We start from the raw sequence: 26,200 nt of genomic DNA, 5'->3' as shown, positions 1-26,200 counted from the left end.
TGCCGCACCGGTGCCATCGACGCACCCGCGCCGGTGGAGTGCGAGTTCTCCTTGCGACGGAAAGTTGTGTCCCCACCGTAGGTCAGTGGCCGATATTCGACATGACTGTGGGAGCCAGTGGTGGAATCTGACAGAATGATGACTTATGTCGCCCACATCGCAGGACCCGGTGGCGGAAGTTCGTCATCCGCTCGGCCGTCGGTCCCTCCAGCCGATCGATGACCCGGACTCGGCGCGAATCCTTGCCGCTCTGCAGATACACCCCCGCGCTTCTTGGCCGCAGATCGCCGAAGCACTGGGATTGCACGAGAGGTCCGTCGCGCGACGGGGGCAGGAGATGATCGATCGCGGTCTTGTGCGCGTGGTGGCCGTATCTGCCGGAGCACCCGGTACCATCGTCGAGGTCGAAACAGAGCGGGGATCGGTAAGGATGGCGGCCAAGGCGCTCGCGAATCGACCGGATGTCAGCTGGCTCCATCTCACCACCGGACGATCGGACCTCGTCGGCGAAGTCACGGTTCCCGACATCGGTCTTGCTGAGGTCGTCATCGACGAACTGCAGGCCATTCCCGGTGCGCGAAGAGTGCGGACGAATCCTTCGCTCGACTACCTGAGAGTAGCCAAGGACTGGGATCCGGGGGTCCTCGCACCAGCGGAGTCGGAGAACCTGGCCGAGCAGAACGAGTTCGTCACCCCAGCCTATGAGGTGCGGCCGAACGTACCAGGACTCGATACGGTCGACGAGAAGCTCTGCGCCGAGCTCACTCGGTCCGGACGCGCGACGTTCGTCGACCTCAGCCGGACCACGGGCGTCTCGGAATCGACCGTGCGGAGGAGAATGTCCAAACTCGTCGCCGGCGGCCAGATAGCGATCCGTGCAGTGTTCGCACCACGTCGCGTCGGGCTGCCGATGACGGTAGTCATGCGTCTGTCGGTGACGCCGCGCCATCTGACTCAGGTGAGTCAGATGGTGGCAGCCGAAGCGAGGATTCGCAATGCGATGCTCACAACCGGCCGGTTCGACATCCTCATCCAACTCGACGTCGCTTCACGGGCCGACCTGCGAACCGTGCTCGCGAACCATCCGATGATGAAGCACGTCGATCGCGTCGAGACCGCGGTCGTGCTGAGATCGGCAAAGCGTTCCCGCATCCAATTCGAGGTCTGAGGCTCAAGAGAAGAAGGCGAACACCTCGGCGGGGTCGAGGTTGAAGCTCAGCGCCAGGCTGAGGACGATGCGGGCCTTGCGGGCGTCGAGGATCCCGGCCGGGATGAGGCCAGATTCGAGCAACCCGATCTCGCCTCCGGGGTAGCCGTAGGTGCGGGTCAGGCTCGCGCCCGAGCCTGGCCGCGATGCCAAGATCACGGGCATTTCTTCGCCGAGGCGGGTCACCGCCGGCACCAGATGTTCAGGGACATGGCCGCCACCGACACCGGCGATGACGACACCGGAGAAACCGGAGCCGAGGAGCTGGGTCAGTGTCTCCCCGGGTTCGCCCATCCCCACCTCGGCGAGGGCGACCTTCGCAACCGTGTCCGGACGGGGCAGTCCTGCGAACGGGGAGACACTCGCGGCGGGCGCGTGGGGGAGGCGGACTGTGTCCTCGCTGATCCACCCGATCGCGCCGAGGACCGGGCCGGAGGAAAATGCTGCTGTCGAGGTCACGTGGGACTTGCGGACGAAACGCGGGTCATGGATCTCGTCGTTGAAGACCAGACTTGAGGGCAGTCCACCGCTCAACGGAGAGAGCGCCGTCAGCGCGGCGGCGCGCACGTTTGCCGGTCCATCGGCGCCAGGCAGAGTCGGGTTGCGCATGGCTCCGGTGGCTGCGATGTGAGTAGCGGAGTCATTGAGCAACCAGAGGGCGAAGGCGCTCTCCTCAAGAGTGTCGGTGCCCTGAGTGAGCACGATGCCGTCGGCCACGGTCGCGCGGGCCAGTTCTCGGACCTCGAAGAGCATATCGAGGGTGACATTGGCGCTCGAGACCTGTGACACCTGGGTGAAGTCAGCCTGCAGGTCCGGCCAGATCTGGTCGAGGCCGGCGGCTGCGGCGATCTCGGCTCCGCTCAGGGCCGGGGTCACGCCTCCCGACTGGTTCGAGGTCGATGCGATGGTTCCGCCGAGGGCGGCGACAAGGAGGTGGGGAGCATTCTGCGACATGGGCAAGATTCTATCGGCACTGCTCTGCAGGTTCGGCGCTGGTGAGCGGGTTCGGTGTCATGGCCCTTTGCTAATCTCCAGGCATGGACCCTGACACCGTGCTCGCACTCGCTCATGACCAGGCGATCCAGTATCCGTCGGTGGAGATCGACCACCCGTTCGGGCCGGAGAACACCGTGTACAAGGTGCGCGGAAAGATGTTCATGATGACCTTCGAGCTGCGCGGTGTGCCCAGCATGAATCTCAAGATCGATCCGCTGGACGGGGAGGTGCTCAGTGATGCCTATGCGGAGATCACTCCCGGATATCACATGAGCAAGAAGCACTGGATCACCGTGGCGGGTGCTGGCACGGCTGAAAGCGAGAGCCCAGACGGTGCGGCGGGAAACATCCTCGACGCTGACCTGCTCCATGATCTCGTCCTCGAGTCCTACTGCCTCGTTGTGGCGAAGCTGCCGAAGAAGGACCGACCCGTCGACCCGAAGACCTTCGGTGGGAGGGACGCGACATGAATCGGTCAGCGCCCCGCATCCGTCAGGCGGCGTCGACGAGTGCCGTTTCCTCGCGATGTTCGACGGCGCCCGGTTCTGCGCTCTGCTGAGGTCGCTTTCTCCGGTTCCCAGTGACCCAAGCACCCAGAGTGACGGCGGCCCAGCCGATCACGATGCCGGCGATGTCATCGAGGATGTAGTGCCAGCCGAAGTAGAGTGTGGCGATTACCGTGGCCCCGAAGAAGATCCACATCAGCGTCTGTATCACAGGCTTCTGCCGGGTGTGCATCATGAACAGGGCCGCTGCGAATGTCACGGAGACGTGCAACGAGGCGAACGCCGCCACGCCTTGAATCTGTCCGCTGCCGACCGGGTCGGCAAGAACATCAAGACGAGTGGAGATCAGTGACTGCTGCAACTCGGTGACCCCGGTATCGGCCAGGCCGCGGTAGAGTTCAGGCCGGGCAAATGCAGGCCCAAGAGCAGGCATGATGTAGTAGCTGACCGTGCCCAGCACCCAGTTGAGACACAGCGTCGTGGCATACCAGGCACCGATGGCGAGGTTGCGATTGAGGATGAGCACTGCCCCGAGGCTGATGGGGATCAGCGGGAGATAGGCGAGATAGACGACAGAGAACACTTCGGCCATGAACCCGGTGCCGAACAGATCGTGCAGGAACACAGCGGGATTGATTCCCCCGCTGAACCACAGATCGGAATGCGAAAGCTCTTGGTCGTAGAGAACTCCCTCCCGGTAGGTCGGAAGGTCACTCTTGAGGTTTCGGTAGCTGAGATAGCAGATGTAGAAACTCATCATGCCCGCGGTGATGCACAGGATACGACGGAGACTCCACTCGTTTCTCACGACTTCGAGCATCCCGCTGGGCAGATGCTTCCAACCGCTCGTCCTCACCGCATCCACGACGATGCCCACGCCGAAGAACAGCAGCGCCAACAACGGCATCCGGATGTAGGCGGGTCCGAGGAAGCCGTCCGGGTCCCGGAGCGGCCGACCGAGGTAGATCGAAGAAGCAAGGGCAACCATGGCGACAACAATAGAGAGCAGCATGGCGAAGGTGTAGGGCCATCGTCGTATCCGAGTCATCGGCACACGGTATAACAATTCGGTATCGTTATGCCGAATCCAGTGGCCGGTGTCACGAGCTGAACAAAACATGAATAATGACCCAATAATCGACTACTTGTGCGCAGTCCGAATACGACCTGTGCGCCGCCCGACGACGAATCGTGCGCGATGCGAGAGGCGTGCAAGCTTCGATCATCGTGGTCCGTGCACCCGAAATTGGCAACGGGCCCCACCGGCGCAGAGAATGGGTGATATGTCCGCCCTCAGCTCCGCGTTCGCCTACCGGCGACTGCTTGAAACGAATGCCACCATGCGCATGCTGCGGGCCGATCATCTCCCGGTTATGGCAGCGACACTGGGCACTCACCTTGGCAAGCCCGGCACCCGAATCTCCACTGAAGACCTGCACGAGTCCATCGACTCGGACCTCGAGGAGCTGCGCGACCACTTCGAGCTGTCCACGCGGACAGCCAAGGCCTACTGCGACGATTGGCGTCGGGCGGAGATCCTCGTCCGCCGACCGGCCACCTCGGCGAGGGGCGAGACCTACGAACTCTCCGCGGCGGGGTTCGACGCCATCCGAATGCTCGAACAGCTGCGGACTCCACCGCAGACTGCGACTGAATCACGACTGGTCAGCCTCGCCCAATCGGTGCGGCAGCTGGCCATCGACACCGACCCGGACAGCTCCCGTCGGTTGGAATCCCTGCGAGCCGAACGTGACCGCATCGATGCTGAGATCGCCCGCGTCCGCCGCGGAGACCCCCGCTCGATCGTCCTCGATCGGCGCCGGGCGAATGAGCGCGTCGGCGACATCCTCCAACAGGCGCAGGGTCTGCCCGCCGACTTCGCACGTGTTCGCGCCCGCTTCGAAGAGCTCAACCAGGACCTGCGGATCTCGATCCTCGCCGCCGAGGACTCACAGTCCCAGGTGCTTGACGAGGTGTTCCGCGGAGTCGACCTCATCGAATCCTCTGATGAGGGCAGAACCTTCTCCGCCTTCTCTCAACTCGTCCGCGATCCCGAGCAGGCCTCGGCCTTCGACGAAGATATCGCAGCGATCCTCGACCGCGACTTCTCAGCCACGCTGACGGCCGAGACCCGCCGCTCACTGCGCACCCTCATGCGGCAGATGAAGGACGGCTCACGCGAAGTCTCCGACATCCTGTCCGAATTCGCCCGCGGTCTGCGCCGCTACGTCCACTCCCACGAATTCCAACGCGATCGCGTCATGCGCACCCTGACCCGGGATGCCTTGGCCGCGGCAGCCCCGGTCTCACAGGTCCGCAAACCCTACGACAACCTCGGCGTGGATCTCGAGCTTTCGAGCGTCGCATTGGCCAGCGTCGGGGAGGTCATCCTCCACGACCCCACCGAGTTCGATGCCGGCGCCGAACTGGGCGAGGCGACCGAGACCGAGGTCGACTTCGCTGAACTCATCGCCGTCGCAAGGGAATCCGAGATCGACTTCTCCGAACTCTCCGACAACGTCAATCAGGCCATCCACGGAGCCGAGCAGATCTCCGTCGCCGAGGTGCTCGACCAGTTCCCGGCCTCACAGGGCCTGGCGAGCGTCGTCGGTCTCCTGTCGCTGGCCAGCACCTATGGACACATCGATTCCGAAGCGCGAGACCGACTCGAATGGGCCGGGGTCGACGGAATTGGGCGCAGCGCCACGATCCGCCGCTACTACTTCACCGAAGGCATCACACTATGAACGACTCCGCAGACGCACCTATCGAGTCTGAGGAGTCCGGCCAGAATCCGAGTGGGCTGTGGTTTCAGGACACAGGCACCTTGGGTGAGCGCACCCGCAGGGTTCTGCTCGAACTGCTCAAGGGCCCCTATGTCTCCGGCGCACAGAGTCCGCAGCTGTGGTCGGCTCTGGTCGCCGACGAGTCCATTGTGCGATCACGGCTGCACGACCTGTTCTTGGAGCTCGTCATCGACAAGCTCGATGAATTCGCCTTCACCCGCAAGGTCGTCTCCGAGGAGATCGACGTGCCCGCTGCAGTGCGCAGCGAGCGGCTGACCTTCCTCGATACCGCCATGCTTCTCGTCCTGCGGCAGCTGCTGCTGGCCGCACCCGGCGAGCGGCGTGTGATCGTCGATCGCGAGGAGGTCTACGAACGCCTCGCGATCTATCGCACAGGCGACGAGTCGACTTTCCAGCGCAATCTCAATGGTGCCTGGAGCCGGATGAGCAACCGTCTGCGCGTCCTTCACAAGGCGGGCGAGGAGCGTTTCGAAATCTCGCCGATGGTGAAGTTCCTCATCGACGAGGACCAGGTGCGTGAGCTCATCGACGTCTACGAACGCATCGCCTCGGGAGAGGCCAAGGGCTCCATCGCCGAGGCGGGGCTCAGTTCCCATGCGACCGACGATCCTGACGAACCCGAAGGTTCCGATCCTGATTCCGGACTCGGCACCGACGACTCCGAGGAGGACGACGCGTGACCGAAGCCCTCTTCCCGCTCGATGCCGCGCTCATCGCTGACCAGGCCCGCGCCCGCGGCACCGATCGTCCCGACGTCGGCAGCCAGTGGAGGCTGTCCGAGATACAGATCGCGAACTGGGGCACCTTCGACGCGGACATCCACCGCATCCCTGTCTCCCACAAAGGCCACCTGATCACCGGACCTTCGGGCTCGGGTAAGTCCTCACTGCTCGACGGCATCGCCGCCGTGCTCACCCCGGACAAGTGGCTGCGCTTCAACGTCGCAGCCCAGACTGCGGGCAGTCGGGTCGATCAGCGCAGTCTCGTCAGCTATGTCCGCGGCGCGTGGACCCGCACGGCGGATTCCGATGAGGACCGTGTCGTGAGCAAGTACCTGCGTCCGCGTGCCACGTGGAGCGGCATCATCCTCCGCTACGACAATGGCACGGACCGTCCGCTGTCGCTGGCCAGGCTCTTCTTCATCAAGGGCTCGGGCACGAAGATGACCGACCTGTCCGATGTCTGCATCCTCGAACGGGCAGGCCTCGACCTCGCCGACCTGCAGCAGTACGCGCGGTCCGGTCTCGAGACCCGAAAGCTCAAGACCGAGCATCCTGAAGCACTCATCACCTCAAACGGTTCACACGCCAGGTTCTACGCCCGGATGCGCAAGGTCTTCGGAATGGCCAGCGAATCGGCGCTGCAGCTGCTGCACAAGACCCAATCGGCCAAAAGTCTCGACAGTCTCGACCGCCTCTTCCGCGACCACATGCTCGAACCGCCGGTCACCTTCGACCTGGCAGAGACCGCGGTCAACCAGTTCGGAGACCTCAAGGACGCCCACGACCACGTGGTCGAACTGCGCCGTCAACGCGACCACCTTCTGCAACTCCGCGAGGCCTCGAACCGATACGACTTCGCCCACGAGTCCGCAGCGAAGTCGATCGCCCTCAACGATGCCCTGCTGCCGTTCCAGAAGCGGCGCGAACTCGACCTCATCCGCTCAGATCTCTCATCCCAGCGCAGGGAGCTCGTCGAAATCGAAGTCGCGGCAGACCGGGCCAAGAAGGACTACGACGCTGCCGTCGACGAATACGACCTTGCCCGTCGGGCCACCCTCGACCTCGGCGGTTCGGAAGCCGAACACCTGCAACAGCGCATCGACACGGCCGAGACCGAACGCAGGGCCATCGCCGACCGGTGGGCCAGCCTGGAGCGACAGCTGAAGCAGGCAGACATCGAGCAGGTGCCCACCTCGGCGACTGAATTCGCCGAACTCCAGGCCAGGATCGCCTCCACCCTCGATGACGAGACACAAGCCGCGGGACCCAGCCATGCCGACCACGACCGCTTCTCGAAGGCTCGGGCACGTGTCAGGGACCTTGAAGCCGAGATCGACTCCCTGCGTCGTTCCGGTTCGACCGTGCCGGGCAACCTGCTCCAGATCCGTCAGGAACTGGCAGAAGGCACCGGGCTGAGCGAGAAGGCGCTGCCTTTCGCCGCCGAACTCATCGAAGTCGACCCCGACCAGTTTGCCTGGACCGGGGCGATCGAACGTGTGCTGCGTCCGCTGGCTCTCACGGTCCTCGTGCGCAGCGAGAACCTCGGTGCGGTCCGGTCCTGGGTCGACTCCCATCGGATCAAGGGGCGACTCGTATTTGAGGAGATCCCCGCGCACGCCGCGAAACCACGACCCGTCAACAGCACGAAGTCCCTGGTCAACAAAGTCACTGTCGCCGAAACCGGATTCGGGGAGTGGGTGCATTCCACCTTGTCCGAACGCTTCGACTTCGCCTGTGTCGAGCGCCCCGACGAACTCGATGACCATCCTCGTGCTGTGACTATGAAGGGCCAGGTCAAGACCTCACGGACTCGCTATGAGAAGGATGACCGGCGTCGCATCGACGATCGCAGCCAGTGGGTGCTCGGTGACCGGGAGAACAAACTCGAAGCACTCATCACAGCACTGAAAGACGCCCAGGCGGACCTGGCCGAGGCGCAGGCCATCGTCGAGACCGCGAACGCGGAGACCGCACAGGCTCACCGACGGAAGGGCATCCTCGCCGGTATCCGTGAACAGTCCTGGCGAGATGTGGACCTGGCCGGGGCCAAGGAGACGATCGCCACCCTGGAGAAGGCGCTGCGCGAACTCGAGGACGCAGACGGTGACCTGCAGCAGGCGATCGGAGCCGAACGCGAAGCCCGTGCGGCGAAGGAATCAGCCGAGGTCGCCACCCGCGACTGCGACTATGCCCTGCGTCGGGCGAACGAAGAGATCACCGGTCTGCGGGCAGGTCTCAGCCGTCTCGAGGATGACGTCAGCGCCGGACACATCCCAGAAGTGGATCCGACGATTGCCGAGCAGCTCGAGGCCCGATTCACGCGTATTCAGCGCAGCATCAAGCGCGAATCTCTGCCCGAAATCGGCCAGCAGGTATCTCAGACTCTGCAGTCGGCGAAGGACAGAGCACAAGCTGTGGCGAGCGAAGCCGGTCAGGCCGTGACCAGGCTGGCCGCTGAGTTCAAGGCCGCGTGGTCCTCGGTTGCCTCCGATCTCACCGCCGATGTCGCCGACCGACACGACTACCTGATGATGCTCGACGAGATCCTGGCCAACGGACTGCCCGATCATGAGAACAGGTTCCGGGACCTGCTGAGTGAGCGCTCCCGCGACCTCATCGGCGAACTCCTCAACGAGATCCATGCCGCCCCACGTGAGATCGAGGACCGGGTCGCACCGATCAACTCCTCGCTCCTGCGGTCCCAGTTCGATGAAGGCCGTTATCTGCGACTGAAGGTCAAGACTCGGCGCAGTGAAACCGTCAACGCCTTCATCGCCGACCTCCGCAGGGTCGCCGGCGGCACCTGGGGTGAAGAGGATATGACCACGGCGGAGGACAAATACGACACCCTCGCCGAGGTGATGCGTCGGTTCTCCTCGAGCGAGCACGTGGACAAGGTGTGGAAGAACCAATGCCTCGACACCCGTCTGCACGTAACCTTCCTGGCCGAGGAGATCGACGACCATGGGCGAGCACATGCCACCTATGATTCGGGCGCGGCCATGTCCGGTGGCCAGCAGCAGAAACTCGTCATCTTCTGTCTCGCGGCCGCCCTGCGTTACCAGCTGGCCGACCCCGATGAGGCGATCTCGAAGTACGGCACGATCATCCTCGATGAGGCCTTCGACAAGGCCGACACCAGGTACACGCGCATGGCTCTGAACATCTTCATCGAGTTCGGATTCCACATGGTCCTGGCCACCCCGCAGAAACTCCTGCAGACCATCGAACCCTATGTCGGAGCGGCGACCTCGATCGAGAACCCGAGCCGACAGAAGACCGTGGCCTCGACCATGGTGTGGGACACCGAAGTCGGGGAAGAATCGAGCGGTGAAGCCGTCTGCGAGGAAGGGGCTGCCGTCGCTGATGAAGTGCCTAACGGCGCTAGCGCCAGCACAGGTGAGAGCGACGATGAGAGCTGACCGGGTGAGGTGTCGATGACGATGCTCTCCGTTGCCGAGGCGCGGGCGAAGGCGCGTACCCGCCTGCGCTCGTCGATGTCGACCTGGGCCACGCAGTCCGACCCGGTGGTAGTCGAGATCGCCCTGCACCCACCCACTGAGAAACAGGTGCTCGAGGACCAGGCAGTCGCCATGGAATGGGCCGGGACCTGGCGGAAGGTCGCCGCCCCCGAAGCCAGCGACTCGAAGCCGGAGAACCTCAATAGCCCGAATATTGACTGGGCTCAACGCTCCTGGGCGCGGGTCGGCCGCCAACAGATCCCGCTCCGCCTTCGTCTGCGAACACCGGACGCGGTGGCGAACTTCGTCGGCGGCGACGAGGCCCGATGGTGGCGTCGGCTGCGGGACCGGACCGCGACGATCCGGTCACGGTTCGACGACCAGCACGCGGCCGCCTCGGCGCGCGTCAAGGACGTCGTGGCGAATAACGAGGACGCCGCGGCGTGCGTGGATCCTCTCGTCTCGGCTATCAGAGCACACGCGAAACGGATCCTCGGGTTGGCCGAGGCCGAGTTCGCCACACTCCTCGACGTCGTCGACTGGTTGCGCGACAATCCCGTGGGAACCCTGCGCCCACGGCAACTGCCCATCCGCGGGGTCGACTCGAAATGGTTCGAGACCCACAGGTCCTTAGTCACAGCATTGCTGGAGGCAACTGGGCGACCCGAAGCCGTCGACGTCCTTGACGCCGAACCTCGGATTCGGCTGCGCATCCTCGACCCGGAGCTCATTCCCTCGGGGTTGAGCGACGTCACCGCGCCGGTGACCCAATTAAGTGAGCTGGCAATTGCGCCACGGCTGGTCTTCGTGTTCGAGAACCTGGAATCTGTGCTCGCGATGCCCGATTGGGCCGATGCTGTGGCTGTGCACGGATCGGGCTACGCGGTGGACAACGTCGCCCGTCAGGCCTGGGTGCACGGAGCGCGAGTCATCTACTGGGGCGATCTCGACTCGCACGGCTTCGCGATCCTCTCTCGGCTGCGCAAGCACCTGCCGCACGTGAACTCGACGCTCATGGCCGAGGGCACTCTCATCGACCACAAGGACCTGTGGGTCCAGGAGCCGAAACCCCACACAGGAGTGTTACCGGAGCTGACTGGGACGGAGACGCGGGCGCTCGCCCGCCTGCGTGCCGAGGGCGACGTTCGACTCGAGCAGGAGCGCATTCCGTGGGCCACCGCGCTCGCCGCACTGAAGGCAACGGCCGCCTCGGCGGGGGAGTCTGCAGACGCGTCGAATAAGTCTTCGGCCTCGCAAGGGGAGCCGACAACCTCGGCGAGCGAACCCGCAGCCCCACGAAGGGCACAGGGATGACCGACCGGCCCCGCGGAGGGCTGGCCGCCCTCTGCATTGCCGAATTGGCCAGCTGGGGACTGCTCTACTACTCGCTGCCGGTGGCGGTGACTCCGATCTCTGCCGATATGGGCTGGAGCCACACCACCGTGACTGCGGCACTGACCCTAGGGCTCATCGTCTCCGCGCTCGCCGGTGTCCGCGTCGGAAAGCTGCTCGACGCTCACGGACCCAGAACACTCATGAGCATCGGCACTCTCATCGGCATCGTCGCGCTGCTGCTCGTGGCAGCAGCACCGAATCTCTTCGTCTTCTTCTTCGCGTGGGTGCTGGCCGGATTCGCCCAGGCTGCCACCCTCTATCCGCCGGCTTTCGCTGTCGTCCCCCGCTGGTACGGAGCTGAGCGAACCAAGCCACTGACAACGATCACGCTGGTCGGCGGCCTCGCCTCGACGGTGTTCGCCCCGATCATCGCCTGGCTCATCGACTCGTGGGGTTGGCGACCGGCCTATGTCATCCTTGCCGGCATCCTGGCAGTGACGGCTCTGCCGATGCACTGGTTCTTCCTCAACCGCGGGTGGACTGATGACATGTCCCGGAATTCGACGGTGCCGTCGCGCGCGGAGATCCGCAGCATCACTCGATCCCCGAAGTTCGTCCTCCTCCAACTCGCCGTCGCGCTAGCGACCTTCACCCTCTTCGCCGTCACGATCAACATCATTCCCCTCATCATCGAGCGTGGAGCCGGGTACTCGCTCGCCGCAATCGCTCTTGGGACCGTCGGATTCGGGCAGGTCGCCGGCCGGTTCTTCTACCCCGCACTCGAACGCCACACCACCTCACGGGCCAGAACCATATTGCTGTTCGCCTGCGGAGCGATCGGGCTCTGGCTGCTGGCGTTCGTCTCTGGCCCGATCTGGCTGCTCATCGGCATCGGCATGCTCACCGGCGGCGTGCGTGGATGCATCACCTTGCTGCAGGCGACAGCCGTCGCCGACAGGTGGGGGACCACCAACTTCGGTGCGATCAACGGGGTATTCGTCGCACCCATCACCGTCGGCACCGCGCTGGCCCCGGTCGCCGGTCCCGCGCTGGCCGGGGTCGTCGGGGGCTATCCGATGATGGCGATCGTGATGGCTGCGTTGCTGACCGGGGCGACGGTGTTGTCGGCGCGGACGTGAATTCGGCGCGGACGTCAACGACGCCTGTGCACATGTCCGCTGTCTCTGACTTCACATGCCCGACCGCTGACCTCGGGGATAGACTGAAACCGCGGTACCAGCCTGTGTCAGCACTCTGACTGGGATGCTGATGGAGGTCCACCCAGGAGCTGTGAGAGCTCCATGTGTTCCAACGGAAGGAATCCTATGCCCACCGTCGCCGGAAACATTGTCGATACGCTCGTGGCCAGCGGAGTCAAGCGGGTCTACGGGATCCCAGGAGATTCGCTCAACGGCTTCACCGATGCCCTGCGCGTCAACCCTCAGCTCGAATGGGTCCACGTCCGCCATGAAGAGGCGGCATCCTTCGCCGCCAGCGGCGAGGCCGCACTGACCGGTGAACTCGCCGTCTGCGCAGGCAGCTGCGGACCGGGAAACCTCCACCTCATCAACGGACTCTACGACGCCCAGCGCTCCCGGGTGCCGGTCCTTGCCATCGCCGCTCACATCCCCAGCGATGAGATCGGCTCCAACTATTTCCAGGAAACCCACCCGACCGAGCTGTTCCGCGAATGCAGCGTCTACGTCGAACACGTGGCGACCGCGGAGCAGATGCCGCGCCTGCTGCGCATCGCCATGCGCGAGGCCATCGAGAAGCGCGGTGTTGCCGTTCTCGTCATCCCCGGTGACGTCGGGCTGACCGATATCTCTGCCGCCGCCGAGGTGGTGCGGTCCTATGCGCCCCGTGTGATCCCTGCCGAATCCCAGCTTGAAGCGGCTGCGAAGGCGCTGAATAAAAGCAAGAAGGTCACGATCCTCGCCGGCGCTGGAACGCAGGGCGCTCATGACGAACTCATCGCCATCGCTGCCAAGCTCCAGGCACCGATCGTGCACTCGCTGCGCGGCAAGGAGTTCATCGAATACGACAACCCCTACGACGTGGGCATGACCGGGCTGCTCGGATTCTCCTCCGGCTACCATGCGCTCAAAGACTGCGACACCCTGCTCATGCTGGGCACTGACCTGCCGTATCAGCAGTTCTATCCCGATGACGCGACAGTCATCCAGGCCGATGTCAGAGGTTCACAGATCGGCCGCCGCACACGCGTCGACATCGGACTGGTGGGCACAGTGGCCGACACTGTCGGCGAGCTCCTGCCGCTGATCAAACCGAGCCGCAGCAGCGCGCATCTGAAGTCGATGACCAAGCACTACGGCAAGACCCGCAAGGACCTCGATGAACTCGCCACCCCGTCGAAGCGGACGATCCACCCGCAGTACCTGACTCGCCTCATCGACGAGATGGCCGATGAGGACGCCGTGTTCATCCCCGACGTCGGCTCACCTGTGGTCTGGGCTGCCAGGTATCTGACCATGAACGGCAAACGCCGGCTGATCGGGTCCTTCAGCCACGGCTCCATGGCCAATGCGTTATCTCAGAGTGTCGGCGTGCAGGCCTCTCATCCGGATCGGCAGACGATCGCGCTCGCCGGCGACGGTGGCCTTGCCATGCTGTTGGGCGAGCTCATCACCCTGACGCAGAACAAGCTGCCGGTCAAGACTGTCGTCTACAACAACTCCTCGTTGAACTTCGTGGAGTTGGAGATGAAGGCCGCCGGATTCGTCACCTTCGGTACCGAGCTGTCGAACCCCGACTTCTCCACCATCGCCGAGGCGGTCGGCATCAAGGGCTTCCGCGTCGAGAAGTCGAAGGACCTGCCGAAGGTCGTCAAGGAATTCCTCGCCTACGACGGTGCGGCCGTCCTCGACGTCGTCACTGAACGCCAGGAACTGTCCATGCCGCCGACGATCACTGCCGAACAGGCCAAGGGCTTCGCGCTCTACGCCGTCCGCACGGTGCTCTCCGGCAAGGGCGACGAACTCATCGACCTGGCGCGCACGAACATCCGCCAGCTGTTCTGAGGGTCGCTGGGCACTGTCGGGCTGCCGAGCTGTCGCTGAAGCCTGTCCGCGTCAACGGTTGGTAAGTTCTTCTCGACCCGGAGCCCTGGATCGAGAAGAACTTACCAACCGTTTACCTCTTCAGCTGCCGCCAGTTCAGCTGCCGCCAGCTGCAGATTCAGGCAGGATTGTTCAGGTGGGTGTCGAGGAGCTTCCCAAAGGTCGCCATATCTGTCTTCTTCGTGACTCGGAGGACGGTCCACCCTTCGGCTTCCAACAGTTGTTGCCGTTCGATGTCAGTGTTGAACTGTCCCTCTGACGATCGATGATGGTCTCCCTCATATTCGATTGCCAGCTTGAGCTCTGGATATCCCAGATCGGGCTGCAGGATCACATTCTTGATCCTGCAGAGAACCCGCGGATGAACTACAGGTTCGGGAAAGCCGTTGTCGATGAGCCATAGCCGTAGCCAGGTCTCACGAGGGGAGTCAACGGTCAGGCGAATGAGCGAAAACGCCTTCTCTATCCTTCGGCGGCTGCGGACTTGGCGACGAGTGGAGAGTTCGGTGTGAAGCGATTCGACAGTGGTCTTCGGACCGCCGAATCGCTTCGACACCACCGCATCGCCGAATTGCACGAGTTCGAGCAGACTGAGGTGAGAGCCGAGTTCGACGAGTAGGTGTGGAACCGTGACCAATTGCAGGTCGAAGAAGTCGATCTGCTTGAGCTGACGATGTCGATGAAGAATGACCTGCCGCATATTGACTCGGGTGCAGGCTGTGTCTCCGGCAACGTGAAGATCCTGGTCCCGGATTCGATTCGGCATCGGCAAACCATACAGGCGAGCAGCGGTCCAGAATGTGCCGGCCACGTCAGGGCGTCGCAGACGAAAGCCTCGCAGCTGCGTCGCAACTCTCTGCCACTCGGCTCCTGCCCAGACCGGTGTGGGAGCCACGATGTCCTCGGTACTGTCGATCCAAACGCCATGGACCATCTGGATATAGCGCGGATCATGCTGCAACGCATACGAAGTGATCTTCCGAGCGGCCAAATCGGCGCGGGTGAATGGGGTCGGCATCTGCCTGAAAGTCATCGGTTTCGAGCGCCAATACGACATGCTGATCAGTATCGGGCGGCCAACGGCACGCTTTCCAAGTGGCTTGGGAGTGTTGGGGATAACGACCCGGCATCCCCAGGGGAATTACGTCCAAGTCAGGTCCAGCTGTGGACAGATTCGCACTCGGTTCGAGCAGCGATTTCCGCTGACCCTGAGCGGTACTCCTGTGATCGTAGCTGTTGCTCGCTGCCCCAGCACGAATCTCTCGGTCTCACAATGTTCCAAAGCTCAGGGTTCATCCACACTGCAAAGCGCATGAGTCGACTTTCGCATGTCCGGCGAGACGGAATCCCGACATACCTGCGGACTTTTGCTGAAACGGTTGGTAAGTTCGTCGCGATCCAGAGCTCAGGATCGCGACGAACTTACCAACCGTTGGCGCAGGAAGCCCCTGTCCTGTTGGCGCAGGAAGCCCGTGTCGCGCTCACTGCGGTCTGACTAGCCGCGCTCACATTCGCCGCGGCGATCGGACGATTCACATTTCACACGATCGGATACTCCGCCAGAGCCTGCGCGGTGACCAGCGCTGCGGTCATGGCCTCGTGGCCTTTGTCTTCCTGAGAGCCTTCGAGTCCGGCACGGTCGAGTCCCTGCTGCTCGGTATCGCAGGTGAGCACCCCGAAGCCGACTGGTTTGCGGGAGTCGATGGCAACGCGGTTGAGGCCGTCGGTGGCTGCTTGGCACACATAGTCGAAGTGTGGGGTGCCGCCACGGATGACGACGCCGAGGGCGACGACCGCGTCGAAGTGCGGTGCCAGTCGGGCTGCGGCGATGGGCAGCTCGAAGCTGCCGGGGACTCGCACCAGGGTGGATTGGGCTCCAGCCTCGGTGGCCGCCCGCTGGGCGCCGTCGACCAGGCCGTCCATGATCTGTGTGTGCCATGATGCTGCGATGATGGCGACTCGAGTATCGGCCGCGGAGACGGCGAGGTCGGGTGCTCCGGAATGTGCCATGGGTAAGTCCTTTCGTGCCGGCCCTGGTGGCCGGAAGAGTCAGTGGTCAGAAGTGGGAGTGTTTGAAGCGGCCGCTCAGCAGTGATGCTTCTCAGCGATGGTCGCTGAGGCAGAAGCACTGCCGACCACAGAGGGCAGGGTCAGCGAGTGGTGCATGCGCTCACGCTTGGTGTTCAGGTAGTTCGAGTTCTCCGGCCGCGCGGGGATCTCAAGCGGAACGACGGCCTCGATCGTGATTCCCAGGGCTTCGAGCGCCCGGGTCTTGTCCGGGTTGTTCGTCAGCAGACGGATGCGAGTCAGGCCGATGGAGCCCAGGATCTCCGCGGCTGCACGGTAGTCACGGTCATCGTCGTGGAAGCCGAGCTCACGGTTCGCATCCACGGTGTCCAGTCCCCGATCCTGCAGGGCGTAGGCGCGGAGTTTGTTGCTCAACCCGATTCCGCGGCCCTCGTGACCGGTCATATAGATCACGGCACCACCCTCGTCGGAGATGCGCTGCAGTGCCAGATCCAGCTGCTCCCCGCAGTCGCAGCGGTGAGATCCGAACACATCCCCGGTCAGGCACTCCGAATGCACCCGAACCAGAGGTGCAGGCCCGCGCGGTGACGACTCCTGAGCCCTCGGTTCGTCGGCTACAGCGGCAGACTCGATCCGGGAGAACACGCCGAGGTGGTCGTGACCGTCGATCGTGAATGCACGTGCTCTGAAGCTCCCGTGCTTGGTCGGCAGCGGAACTTCTGCTGAGGCTTCGATCGCTCGCGGGTTCGTATCGGTCTCGTTGAGGTAGTCAATGAGTCCTTCGATCGAGACCATGACCAACTTGTGGGCGTCGGCGAACTCGCGGAGGGAGTCAAAGCGCATCATCGAACCGTCGTCATGGACGACTTCGCCGATCATCGCCACAGGCGTAGCCCCGGCCAGCCGTGCGAACTCGACTCCAGCCTCGGTGTGGCCTGGGCGTTCACGGACACCACCGGACTTTGCGATGAGCGGGAACACGTGCCCGGGGCGTGTGATCGATGCCGGATCGGGGACTGCCGCAGCAAGGTGGCGTCCGGTCAGGGCACGCTCGGCGGCACTGATTCCGGTGGTCACGCCGACTGCGTCGCAGCTGATCGTGTAGGCGGTTCCCTTCGGGTCTTCGTTCGCAGAGACCATGGGCGGCAGTTCGAGTGCGGCGGCACGCTCGGCATCCATGGGTGCACAGATGACTCCAGAGGTGTAACGGACGAAGAAGCCCATGGTGGCTGCCTCGGCGAACTCGGCTGCCATGATGAGGTCACCTTCGTTCTCGCGGTCCTCATCATCGACGACGACGATGGGCTGGCCCGCAGCGAACGCAGCGATCGCGTCCTCGATCGGATCGAGCCGCGCAGCGGTTGGGTCGGTATCAGGCATTGTCGGCTCCTTGTCGAGTACTGCTGTCAGTTGAGTTGAAGAGAATGGTTGTCTCGGCAGATGTCGCAGATGTGGCGGATGCGTCAGGGTCCGCAGGAGCGGTGACCTCTGTGCGGAACGAGAGCAGGCGGGCGGTGTATTTCGCGAGCACGTCCACCTCGACGTTGACCGGGTCGCCGGGGGCCAGATCGCCGAACGTGGTGTGAGTCAACGTGGCCGGGATGAGTCCGACCTCGACCCAGGCGCTGGTCTCGCTGGGTTCTGATACGGCTGTCAGCGTCAGTGAGACGCCGTTGAGGGCAATGGAACCCTTGGTGGCGGTGTAGGGAGCCAGGGAGTTCGGGATGCCGATGCGTAATGTCGACCACTCATCGAAGTCGTCGCGGCTCAGCAGTTCACCGCACCCGTCGACATGTCCCTGCACCACATGCCCATCGAAGCGCCCCGAGGCGGGTGTGCACCTCTCCAAGTTGACTCGGTCCCCGGTGCGCAAGGCTCCCAGCCCGGTCAGTCGCAGGGTCTCGCCCATCACCTCGGCGGTGAAGGGTCCCTGCACCTCGCCGGTGAAGGCACCCGGCGACTCGGAAGGCGCACCGTCGGGCGGTGAGGATGCTTCGTCCCTGACCGAGGTCAGGCACACGCCGTTGACGGCCAGTGAACCGCCGAGGCCGAGGTCGTCGACGAGTCCCTTGGCGTCGATGGTGATGACAGCCGAATCGTCCCTACGGTCGATGGCCGCGACGATGCCGAGGTCTTCGATGATGCCGGTGAACATGTGCCCTCCGAGTGAGTGTGCGATCAGTGAATAGATGGTGCGTCAGATGGTGTAGTTGTCAGTGGTGCCGAAACTGGTGTCGCCGGTGACGAAGTGGAGAAGTACGTCGGGTCCAAGTTGCGCGACTGCAGGTTCGGCGGTCTCGTCGGGAACCAGACCGACCGCCTCACTCAGCGTCGACGTGCCCAGGCCCGACAAGCTGGATCTCCCCGCGCCCACCAGCAGTGGAGCCTGATAGCAGAAGACTTCGTCGACTGCACCGGCGGCGAAGAAGGCGCCGAGCACGCTGGGCCCACCCTCAACAAGGATGTGGCGCAGACCGCGGGCATGCAGTTCGCCCAGTGCTGCAGTGATGTTGCGTGTGCGAAGGTGAATCGTGTCGGGATTGAGTGCGAGGAAAGATTCCGGCGGCAGGGAGGTCAGCCCGAGCACGATGGGCATCGGCTGGGTTTCCAGCGGTTCACCGCTCGGTCCCCTGGCATTGAGTCGGGGGTCATCGGCCAGAACCGTTCCGGAGCCGACGAGGATCCCGTCGACTCGGGACCGAAACTCATGTGAATGCTCTCGCGATTGTGCCGAGGTGATCCACTGGCTGGTCCCATCGGAGGCCGCGACCATGCCATCAAGACTCTGCGCGATCTTCACTGTGACGAAGGGACGCTCGGCATCGACGGCACGACGCCACCTGGCGTTGAGAGCCGAGGACTCGTCACGGCCAAGGCCCGAGCGGACCCGGACCCCCGCCTCGGCGAGGGTGGCCCCACCACCGGCGGCGACGCCGTTGGAATCGGGCAGTGCGAAGACGACGTCGGGGATGCCGGCCTCGATGATCGCCTGGGCGCACGGCCCGGTCCGGCCGGTGTGATTGCACGGCTCCAGGGTCACGAACAGGGTGGATGCGGCGAGGTCGACGCCGAGGTCGATGGCCGTGGTGATGGCGTCCACCTCGGCGTGGGGACTGCCTGCGCCTGCATGATGGCCGACGACGATCTGCGAGTCCCTCGTCAGAATTGCGGCTCCAACGAGAGGATTCGCGCCCCGGTGACCGTTTCGCGCGGCCTGCAGGGCAGCGGACATCGCGGTCGTTTCGAGATCGGTGAACCCCGCGTGCATGAAAAAACCTCCCGAACTGATGCCGGGAGGGAGGATATTGCGGGTGCAACTATCAGGGCGTGCGGACGTGTGCGACAGTGCACTGGGATGCACCGAATCACAGCGACCGCGGTCGCCATGCTCCTCCCATCCAGACTCTGACTGTCGGTCTCGGAATTTCACCAAGTCAACCTCCTGCACGAATGCAGTCGGCTCGCGGACTATCACCGCCGGTACGGATTTTCACCGTCCCCGGAACATGTGACCACAGATTAGCATGCCCCTCGCCGAGGTGGCCATGATGTCCGTCACATGAGAAGCGCAGGTGCCCTGCCGCAGTTCTGCCGGGCCAGCATCGCGGGTGCGGTCGTGGGCGGCGGCACCGTCGCTGCTGATGCAATCCTTGTGGAATTGCATAACTAAGGTATATAAAGGAGTTATGGATGATGTTGATTCGGCGGAGCTCGTCACTGACCTTGTCGTTGTCTCCTCGCGTCTGACCAGAGCGATGAGGCGAGTTGTCGGCAATGAAAGTGACCTTGTCGCATTGCGTGCGCTCAGCGTAGTCGAGCAGTATCAGCCTGTCCGGGTGGGGCATTTCGCGCAGGGATACCTGTGCTCGCAGCCTGCTGCGACCAAAGTCCTGGGCCGACTCGAAGAGGCCGGATACGTCCTTCGCGAAGCCAGCCCGAGTGACAGGCGGGCCTCACAGTTCTCACTGACGGAGGCGGGCCGTGCACGATTGGCCGAGAACCGCACCATCTTGGTCGAGCGGATGGAGCCCTACTTCGAGGCTCTGACTCCCGACGACAGGCTCAGCGTCCATCGGGCGCTGGGACTGGTCTCGAAGTATCTGCAGGAACAGCATCCCGTGGATGTTGACGAAGTCCAACAAGACGAGACGCACACCGACTGACGAACATACATCAGGCCAACAACAGCGAAACACGAAATATCGACGAAAGGGTGCGCAGGAACAGCAATGAGCGTGTCACCAGGTAACGAACCACAGACGAAGGATGGGGAGGGCGCGGAACCATCTATTCTGCGTCAACCACGAGCAGTATGGGCAGTCGCGTTCGCCGCGGTCATCGCATTCATGGGTATCGGTCTGGTCGACCCGATTCTGCCTGCGATCTCCGCCGAACTGCACGCATCCCCGTCGCAGTCGATGCTGCTGTTCACCAGCTACCTGTTCATCACCGGCGGCATGATGTTCTTCACGAGCTTCGTGTCCTCCCGGATTGGTGCGAAGACCACGTTGCTCATCGGCCTCATCCTCATCGTCGCGTTCTCTGCCCTGGCCGGTTTCTCTGGCAGCGTCGACCAGATCATCGGGTTCCGAGCCGGTTGGGGGCTGGGCAACGCCCTCTTCATCTCCACCGCGCTCTCAACCATCGTCGGTGCTGCCTCCGGTGGTGCCGATAAGGCAATCATCCTCTACGAGGCGGCTCTGGGCATCGGCATTGCGACCGGACCTCTGCTGGGTGGCCTGCTGGGCGGAATCTCCTGGCGCGGACCGTTCTTCGGCACCGCTGTCCTCATGGCCATCGGCTTCATCGCCATCGTGATCCTGCTGCCCGGCGGGAAGACCGACACCGGCATCAAGACCTCGCCCGAGCCGATCAAGCTCAGTGCCACCTTCCGGGCGCTTGCGCGTCCCGGCGTTCTCGTGCTGGGCATCGCCGCATTGCTGTACAACTTCGGCTTCTTCATCCTCCTGGCCTACAGCCCATTCCCTGTCGAGGCGGCCGCGGCGACGGCCGGCATCGAGGACTTCGGGGCCATGGGCCTCGGTTATGTCTTCTTCGGCTGGGGCATGTGCGTGGCAATCACCTCCGTTTTCGGGGCGCCGCTTCTGACCAAGCGCATCGGACGTCGCCGCAGCCTCGTCGTCGCGCTGATCGCACTGGCTGTGCTGCTGGCAGTGATGGGAATCCTCGTCAAGTCATTCGTCGGCATTATCGTCTGCGTCATTGTGGCCGGTCTGATTCTGGGCGTGCTCAATACTGTCTTCACCGAATCGGCGATGGAGGTCAGTGACCTGCCTCGTCCTGTGGCCTCGGGGACCTACTCGGGTGTGCGCTTCATCGGCGGCGCCGTCGCACCGATTGTGGCCGGCATCGTCTCCGAATCGATCGGCACCGGAGCACCGTACTTCTTCGGCACTGCAGTGGTGTTCTTGGCCGTCGTCGTCATCGCCGTCGGCTGGAAGACTCTGCGCCGCGTCGATGGCCACATCGACGAAGCACCGGTTGACGAAGCCTATGCGCTGACCGGCGGAGATGCCTGAATTGAGAGCTTTGGCGGCGAAGAGCCGCGCGCTCCGAATTTTCGTCTGAGATGATCCGGCAGCGGCGTTCGAACAGGTGAGTCTTCTCGGGCGCTTCTTGCGTGGAAGTGCCGTTGTGGTTGGTCCAATCGAACAGTTCAATCAGTTGTTCACTTCACGTTCCAGATTTGGAACACCGCGAATGCGCGGATTCCGGCCACTCTGTAGCACAATTGGTATTGCACTCCCTGTGCAGAGACGATATTTTTCCTACACGAAGGTCACCATGTCCTACGACGCGAACAGCGCCTACAACGCGAACAACGCCTATCCTGCTGGTTCCGGTGCCGCTGGCCCAGGTGCTATGGGTCCTGGTGGCCAGATCCGTGGGGCGGCCAGCCCCGATGATCTCTCGCTTCCTCTCTACGGCGCATCATTCGGTCAGGCCGTCAAGCGCTTCTTCAAGAAGTACGCCAAGTTCTCCGGACGTGCATCGCGCAGCGAGTATTGGTGGGCGGCACTGTTCCTCTTCCTGATCCAGCTCATTCCCAGCATCCTCTACTCGATTGGTCTCGGCATGACGGCCGGGGCCGCCTCGATGGCCGCAGCGGACCCTTACGGTGCTCAGATGTCGGCAGGACCTTCCGGTGGGGCGCTTGCACTCACTGCGATCGGTGGAATTCTGATGCTCCTCATCGGCCTTGCCATTATCGTTCCGACTTTGGCCCTTTCATGGCGTCGTCTCCACGATGCAAACTTTGCTGGTCCATTCTGGTTCCTCTCCTTCATCCCAGGCGTCGGGGGAATCATCGTGTTCGTTCTGATGCTCCTGCCTTCCAAGCCTGAAGGCCAGCGCTTCGACGTGTGATCGTCTGAGCGCTCTCGGCTGAGTTGGGCTCTGATCACACGGCCCGCCACTTGAACGACCTGAAGCTGCCGCATGCACACCCTGCATGCGGCAGCTTTTTCAATGCCACGCCGTCCGTAGGTACGTCGCCAAGTCATACACTCCGTGCCGTTTCGCACAGCTCCCGCTAACTCATCCAGTCCGTTTCGCAAGAGGCCCCGGGGATGCTGAAACCTACCGCTGCAACTGTATGTCGTGAGACTGGCTGGGTGTGTTGCTCCCCGGGACAGAGTTGAGTCCCTCGCAGCGGCCGAGGGCGATTTTTTGTGGTATTCGAGACATTCGAGGAAATTTAGGCGGAATATTCAGCTTCGGCCAGTATAGTTACCTGGGAGTAACTTGACCTGCGTCAGACAGAGCGGCTTTGTCAGAGCCCTTACGGCGTAGTGTGTTTGGCAGCGGAGCGTGTCTCAACCGCGTTCCCGGCGTCAGTGGCCAGCACAAACGGTCGACATAGTCGCACACCTTGGGAGCAGTGGAAATGCAGAGCACGTCACAGGCGTTTGTCGACGAGACGGATCGGGCAATCAGCCAAGTCAGCCTCCGCGATTGGGGAATGTCGGGAAAGCAGGGAGACGTGTTCTCCGGAATCGACCTCGACGTGCCGCGCGGTTCGGTCACCGTCATCCAAGGCGCAGCTGGGTCCGGCAAAACATCTCTCCTGCTCTCGATCGCCGGACGCATGCACGTGGACACCGGCGAGGGGCACGTGGGCGACCTCGACATTCGCAAACAGGCCCGTCGCGTGCGTGAACAGGTGACCGTCGGCCACGTCGCCGGCCTCACCGACCTCGAGAACGACTTCACTCTCGCCCAGCACCTCGCCGAGCGGCTCATCATGCTTCAGCCCTGGTACAAACCCTGGGTCTCGAAGTCCTCCCTGCACGAGGTCATCGACGTCATCCGCGAGACCTTCACGTCCGCCACCGAGGTGATCGACCGTCTTCCCGAGGGGAACTTCTCCCCATCTGACGTCAAGGATGCCGACTTCCTCATCGATGACGAGGGCAAGGCCTTCGTCTCGGAACTCAGCGAGCTGCAGAAGTTCCTTCTCGAACTCGGCCTCGCCAGCCTCGCCCAGGCCCCGGTCGTCGTCCTCGACAACATCGACTATCTGCGTGAACGCGAAGACCGTGCTCGCGCCTGGGCGGCCATCCTCATCTACCAGGAGGTGCGCCGCAAACGCGACCCCGAGAGTCCACTCACGGTGATCGCCTCCTGTGAGGACTCCTCCGATGTCGACCTCGTCCTCGACGCGCTGCGTACGGAGGTCTCGCCCGCCTCGGTGAGCACACTGCAGCTCACCCGGCATCCCCGGCACTGAGGCACCCACCTCAACGGCAGAGGTCGGCGACTCAGCAGTCGCCGCCTCCACAAGCTTTCCGAATCTGATCCGACAATAAGGTGTTTCTGCGATGTTCTCTCTGCCTTGGCTCGAACTCTCTCGCTTCAAACGGCACACGATCACTCGCTTGGCGATCATCGTCGTTGCCGTCATCCCCGCGATCTACGGCGGTCTGTACCTGGCCTCGAACTGGGCGCCGACCGACAACCTCGACAAGCTCCAGGCGGCCGTGGTCAATGCCGACGAAGGTGCTGAGAAGCCCAGCTCCGAAGGCGAGAAACTCCACGCAGGCGATGAGCTCGTCGACCAGATCACTCCCAAAGGCGAAGGTGGATTCGACTGGCAGGAGACCTCGCTTCAGGAAGCCAACGACGGCCTCGCCGAAGGCAAGTACTTCGCCGTCCTCGAGATACCGAAGAACTTCTCCGAGCGACTCGTGTCGACTGGAGGAGACGATCCCGAGCAGGCAGGACTGAACCTGCGCACCGATGACGCGCACAACTTCATCGTCGGCCAGATGGCGGGAACCATCCTCAACGAGATCAAATCAGGACTGAACGAGACCACCACGGCCGAATACGTCTCCGAGGTCTACCTCGGTTTCAATGACATCCACTCCTCGACGAAAAAGGCCGTCGACGGGGCGAGGCAGCTCAACGACGGTGCCGTCGATCTTCACGACGGAACGGGCGAGCTCTCCGACGGCGCTCATGCTCTTGACAAGGGAGTCGGCACGCTGCAGAACGGCATCGGTGACCTCGACGAAGGGGCTGGTGAGCTGGAAAAGGGCAGCGGCGATCTGAAGACCGGCGCAGACAAGCTGGCCAAGAGCACGACCGAGGCGAAGAACGGTTCGAAGAAGGTTGCCGACGGTGCCGGGCAGGTCGCCGATGGAACGGGCCAGCTGCGCGATACAGCTGACGAGGCCACGGACAAGGCCGAGGACCTCAAAGACAAGGCTGACGACCTCGTGGACGGAACACGACCCAAGCTGAACCAGGCAGAGGACGACTTCGACTCGGCGCGGAACACGGTCAACGGCGATATGGATGACCGGGTCGCACAGCTGCGCGAAGACTACCCCGACGATCCGAATGTCGCGAAGCTCGCCGACGATATGGACAACCTCGGCGGGGATCTGGATAAGGCCCACGGGCGAGCGTCGAAGGCGGCAGATGAGGCTAAGGATCTCGAGGATCCGGTCAAGAACGCCGTCGACGACGTCATGGGCAAGATCAGGGAGGCCGACAAGAAGATCGGCAAACTCGACGACGGCGCACAGAAGGTGGCCACGGGAGCTGACGACCTGCACTCCGGGCTGATCAAACTCGACGCCGGTGCAGGCGACCTGGCCAAGGGCGCCGGCGACCTCAACGACGGCGTTATCGCGCTCAAGGACGGCACCGAGAAGGCCAAGACGGGCGCCGCAGATCTCAAGGACGGATCCTCACAGCTGGCTGACGGCTCGGACGAACTCGACAAGGGCGCGAAGAAGCTCGTCGACGGTTCCGGGGACCTCGCCGACAAGCTGGCCGATGGCCTCAAGCAGATCCCAACCTATGACAAGTCCGACCGCGAGAATCGCTCGGACGTCGTTGCTGTGCCAGTCGACGCCGAGAAGCTCAAGGACAACTCCGTAGACGCCTACGGCGAGGGCCTGGCCGCGTTCTTCGTCTCCCTGGCACTGTGGATCGGCGGCATGATCACCTATATGGTCATCAATGCGATCCCGTACCGTGCACTGATGTCATCAGCGAAATCCTCCCGAATCGCCTGGGCCGGCTATGTGCCCGGTCTCCTGTTCGGGATAGCCCAAGTCGCGGTGCTCTACGGAGTGCTCACGTTTGCTCTCGACTTCTCCGCCGGCGCCTGGCTGTGGACCCTGTTGTTCTCGATCCTCGTGGCAGCCAGCTTCCACGCGGTCCATCAGCTCTGCGTCGCGGCCTTGGGCGGAGTCGGCAGACTGGTCGCTCTGGTCCTGCTCATGGTGCAGATCGCCTCGGCGGGAGGCACTTATCCGGTGCAGACAGCCCCTGGCATCTTCCAGATCATCTCGCCCTTCCTGCCGATGACCCACGCAGTCAACGGCTTGCGGACTCTGATCGCCGGCGGGGACATGTTCATCGCCGCTCAGTCGGCAGTCGTCCTGTTGCTGATGACCGCGATCTGTCTGGTGGCAACCATGTTCGTCTGCGGCCGGAAGCGCACGGTCACGCTGACCCAGCTGCACCCGAGCCTTTCGCTATAAGGCCCCATCCTCGCCGAGGCGGCGGTGCGTCGGCGCGCA

The 26,200-nt window shown here is 63.2% G+C and carries 20 protein-coding genes and 1 riboswitch; of the genes, 13 read left to right on the top strand and 7 right to left on the bottom strand.

Annotation, left to right across the window (positions count from 1 at the left end; genetic code table 11):
- The first annotated feature begins 145 nt into the window (after positions 1-145).
- The gene (locus FO013_RS02020; protein WP_143920887.1) at positions 146-1,168 is read left to right on the top strand and encodes an Lrp/AsnC family transcriptional regulator; all 1,023 of its coding nucleotides are present in this window, start codon (positions 146-148) and stop codon (positions 1,166-1,168) included.
- Between the two features lie 3 nt (positions 1,169-1,171).
- Here the strand turns inward: FO013_RS02020 and FO013_RS02015 are convergent, their stop codons facing one another.
- On the bottom strand, positions 1,172-2,161 hold the full coding sequence (locus FO013_RS02015) for an asparaginase domain-containing protein (RefSeq protein WP_143920886.1): 990 nt from the start codon (positions 2,159-2,161) through the stop codon (positions 1,172-1,174).
- An 83-nt stretch (positions 2,162-2,244) separates the two neighbouring features.
- Between FO013_RS02015 and FO013_RS02010 the strand changes: the two genes are divergently transcribed.
- Positions 2,245-2,673, top strand: a complete 429-nt coding sequence (locus tag FO013_RS02010; protein ID WP_143920885.1) for an MmcQ/YjbR family DNA-binding protein — start codon at positions 2,245-2,247, stop codon at positions 2,671-2,673.
- A 22-nt stretch (positions 2,674-2,695) separates the two neighbouring features.
- On the opposite strand, the gene FO013_RS02005 is transcribed toward FO013_RS02010, so the two are convergent.
- On the bottom strand, positions 2,696-3,757 hold the full coding sequence (locus FO013_RS02005) for a phosphatase PAP2 family protein (RefSeq protein WP_260847917.1): 1,062 nt from the start codon (positions 3,755-3,757) through the stop codon (positions 2,696-2,698).
- 235 nt (positions 3,758-3,992) lie between these two features.
- Here FO013_RS02005 and FO013_RS02000 point away from each other — a divergent pair, with 235 nt between their 5' ends.
- From FO013_RS02000 to poxB, 6 genes are all read left to right on the top strand, one after another.
- Positions 3,993-5,456 carry a DUF3375 domain-containing protein gene (locus tag FO013_RS02000; RefSeq protein ID WP_143920884.1) on the top strand — a complete coding sequence of 488 codons (1,464 nt, stop codon included), beginning with the start codon at positions 3,993-3,995 and terminating at the stop codon, positions 5,454-5,456.
- The gene (locus tag FO013_RS01995; protein ID WP_143920883.1) at positions 5,453-6,196 is read left to right on the top strand and encodes a DUF4194 domain-containing protein; all 744 of its coding nucleotides are present in this window, start codon (positions 5,453-5,455) and stop codon (positions 6,194-6,196) included. The genes FO013_RS02000 and FO013_RS01995 overlap by 4 nt, the downstream gene beginning before the upstream one ends.
- Positions 6,193-9,660: an ATP-binding protein gene (locus tag FO013_RS01990; RefSeq protein WP_260847916.1), complete on the top strand. Its 3,468-nt coding sequence runs from the start codon at positions 6,193-6,195 to the stop codon at positions 9,658-9,660. Before FO013_RS01995 ends, FO013_RS01990 begins: the two co-directional genes overlap by 4 nt.
- A gap of 15 nt (positions 9,661-9,675) precedes the next feature.
- Complete coding sequence (locus FO013_RS01985) at positions 9,676-11,013, top strand: Wadjet anti-phage system protein JetD domain-containing protein (protein WP_143920882.1); 1,338 nt, start codon at positions 9,676-9,678, stop codon at positions 11,011-11,013.
- Positions 11,010-12,173 (top strand): MFS transporter, encoded by a 1,164-nt coding sequence (locus FO013_RS01980; protein ID WP_143920881.1) that lies wholly within the window; start codon positions 11,010-11,012, stop codon positions 12,171-12,173. Before FO013_RS01985 ends, FO013_RS01980 begins: the two co-directional genes overlap by 4 nt.
- A 186-nt stretch (positions 12,174-12,359) precedes the next feature.
- Positions 12,360-14,075, top strand: a complete 1,716-nt coding sequence (gene poxB / locus FO013_RS01975) for a ubiquinone-dependent pyruvate dehydrogenase (RefSeq protein WP_143920880.1) — start codon at positions 12,360-12,362, stop codon at positions 14,073-14,075.
- A gap of 157 nt (positions 14,076-14,232) precedes the next feature.
- On the opposite strand, the gene FO013_RS01970 is transcribed toward poxB, so the two are convergent.
- The 5 genes from FO013_RS01970 to ribD all read right to left on the bottom strand — a co-directional run bounded on the left by FO013_RS01970 (position 14,233) and on the right by ribD (position 19,410).
- On the bottom strand, positions 14,233-15,132 hold the full coding sequence (locus FO013_RS01970; protein ID WP_143920879.1) for an endonuclease domain-containing protein: 900 nt from the start codon (positions 15,130-15,132) through the stop codon (positions 14,233-14,235).
- 521 nt (positions 15,133-15,653) lie between these two features.
- Positions 15,654-16,124: a 6,7-dimethyl-8-ribityllumazine synthase gene (ribH, locus tag FO013_RS01965; protein ID WP_143920878.1), complete on the bottom strand. Its 471-nt coding sequence runs from the start codon at positions 16,122-16,124 to the stop codon at positions 15,654-15,656.
- Positions 16,125-16,199: 75 nt separating this feature from the next.
- Complete coding sequence (ribB, locus tag FO013_RS01960) at positions 16,200-17,522, bottom strand: 3,4-dihydroxy-2-butanone-4-phosphate synthase (RefSeq protein ID WP_143920877.1); 1,323 nt, start codon at positions 17,520-17,522, stop codon at positions 16,200-16,202.
- Entirely contained in the window at positions 17,515-18,297 is a 783-nt protein-coding gene (locus tag FO013_RS01955; protein WP_143920876.1) for a riboflavin synthase, read from the bottom strand. The genes ribB and FO013_RS01955 overlap by 8 nt, the downstream gene beginning before the upstream one ends.
- A gap of 42 nt (positions 18,298-18,339) precedes the next feature.
- A complete protein-coding gene (gene ribD / locus FO013_RS01950; protein ID WP_143920875.1) occupies positions 18,340-19,410 on the bottom strand; it encodes a bifunctional diaminohydroxyphosphoribosylaminopyrimidine deaminase/5-amino-6-(5-phosphoribosylamino)uracil reductase RibD in 1,071 nt (356 codons plus the stop codon).
- A gap of 114 nt (positions 19,411-19,524) precedes the next feature.
- A riboswitch (FMN riboswitch) is annotated at positions 19,525-19,653 on the bottom strand.
- Positions 19,654-19,828: 175 nt separating this feature from the next.
- On the opposite strand from ribD, the gene FO013_RS01945 reads away from it, so the two are divergent.
- The 5 genes from FO013_RS01945 to FO013_RS01925 all read left to right on the top strand — a co-directional run bounded on the left by FO013_RS01945 (position 19,829) and on the right by FO013_RS01925 (position 26,161).
- Positions 19,829-20,305 (top strand): MarR family winged helix-turn-helix transcriptional regulator, encoded by a 477-nt coding sequence (locus tag FO013_RS01945; protein ID WP_143920874.1) that lies wholly within the window; start codon positions 19,829-19,831, stop codon positions 20,303-20,305.
- Positions 20,306-20,371: 66 nt separating this feature from the next.
- Positions 20,372-21,682 carry an MFS transporter gene (locus FO013_RS01940; RefSeq protein WP_143920873.1) on the top strand — a complete coding sequence of 437 codons (1,311 nt, stop codon included), beginning with the start codon at positions 20,372-20,374 and terminating at the stop codon, positions 21,680-21,682.
- A 265-nt stretch (positions 21,683-21,947) separates the two neighbouring features.
- Complete coding sequence (locus tag FO013_RS01935; RefSeq protein ID WP_186292956.1) at positions 21,948-22,529, top strand: DUF805 domain-containing protein; 582 nt, start codon at positions 21,948-21,950, stop codon at positions 22,527-22,529.
- A gap of 520 nt (positions 22,530-23,049) precedes the next feature.
- Entirely contained in the window at positions 23,050-23,892 is an 843-nt protein-coding gene (locus FO013_RS01930; RefSeq protein WP_143920871.1) for an ATP-binding cassette domain-containing protein, read from the top strand.
- Positions 23,893-23,983: 91 nt separating this feature from the next.
- A complete protein-coding gene (locus FO013_RS01925; RefSeq protein WP_143920870.1) occupies positions 23,984-26,161 on the top strand; it encodes a YhgE/Pip domain-containing protein in 2,178 nt (725 codons plus the stop codon).
- The last annotated feature ends 39 nt before the right edge of the window (positions 26,162-26,200 follow it).

Origin of the sequence: Brevibacterium aurantiacum (assembly GCF_007558825.1) — a bacterium.
In the GTDB taxonomy this organism is placed as follows: Bacteria; Actinomycetota; Actinomycetes; order Actinomycetales; family Brevibacteriaceae; genus Brevibacterium; species Brevibacterium aurantiacum_A.
This window is presented reverse-complemented; position numbering and strand designations above follow the sequence as displayed.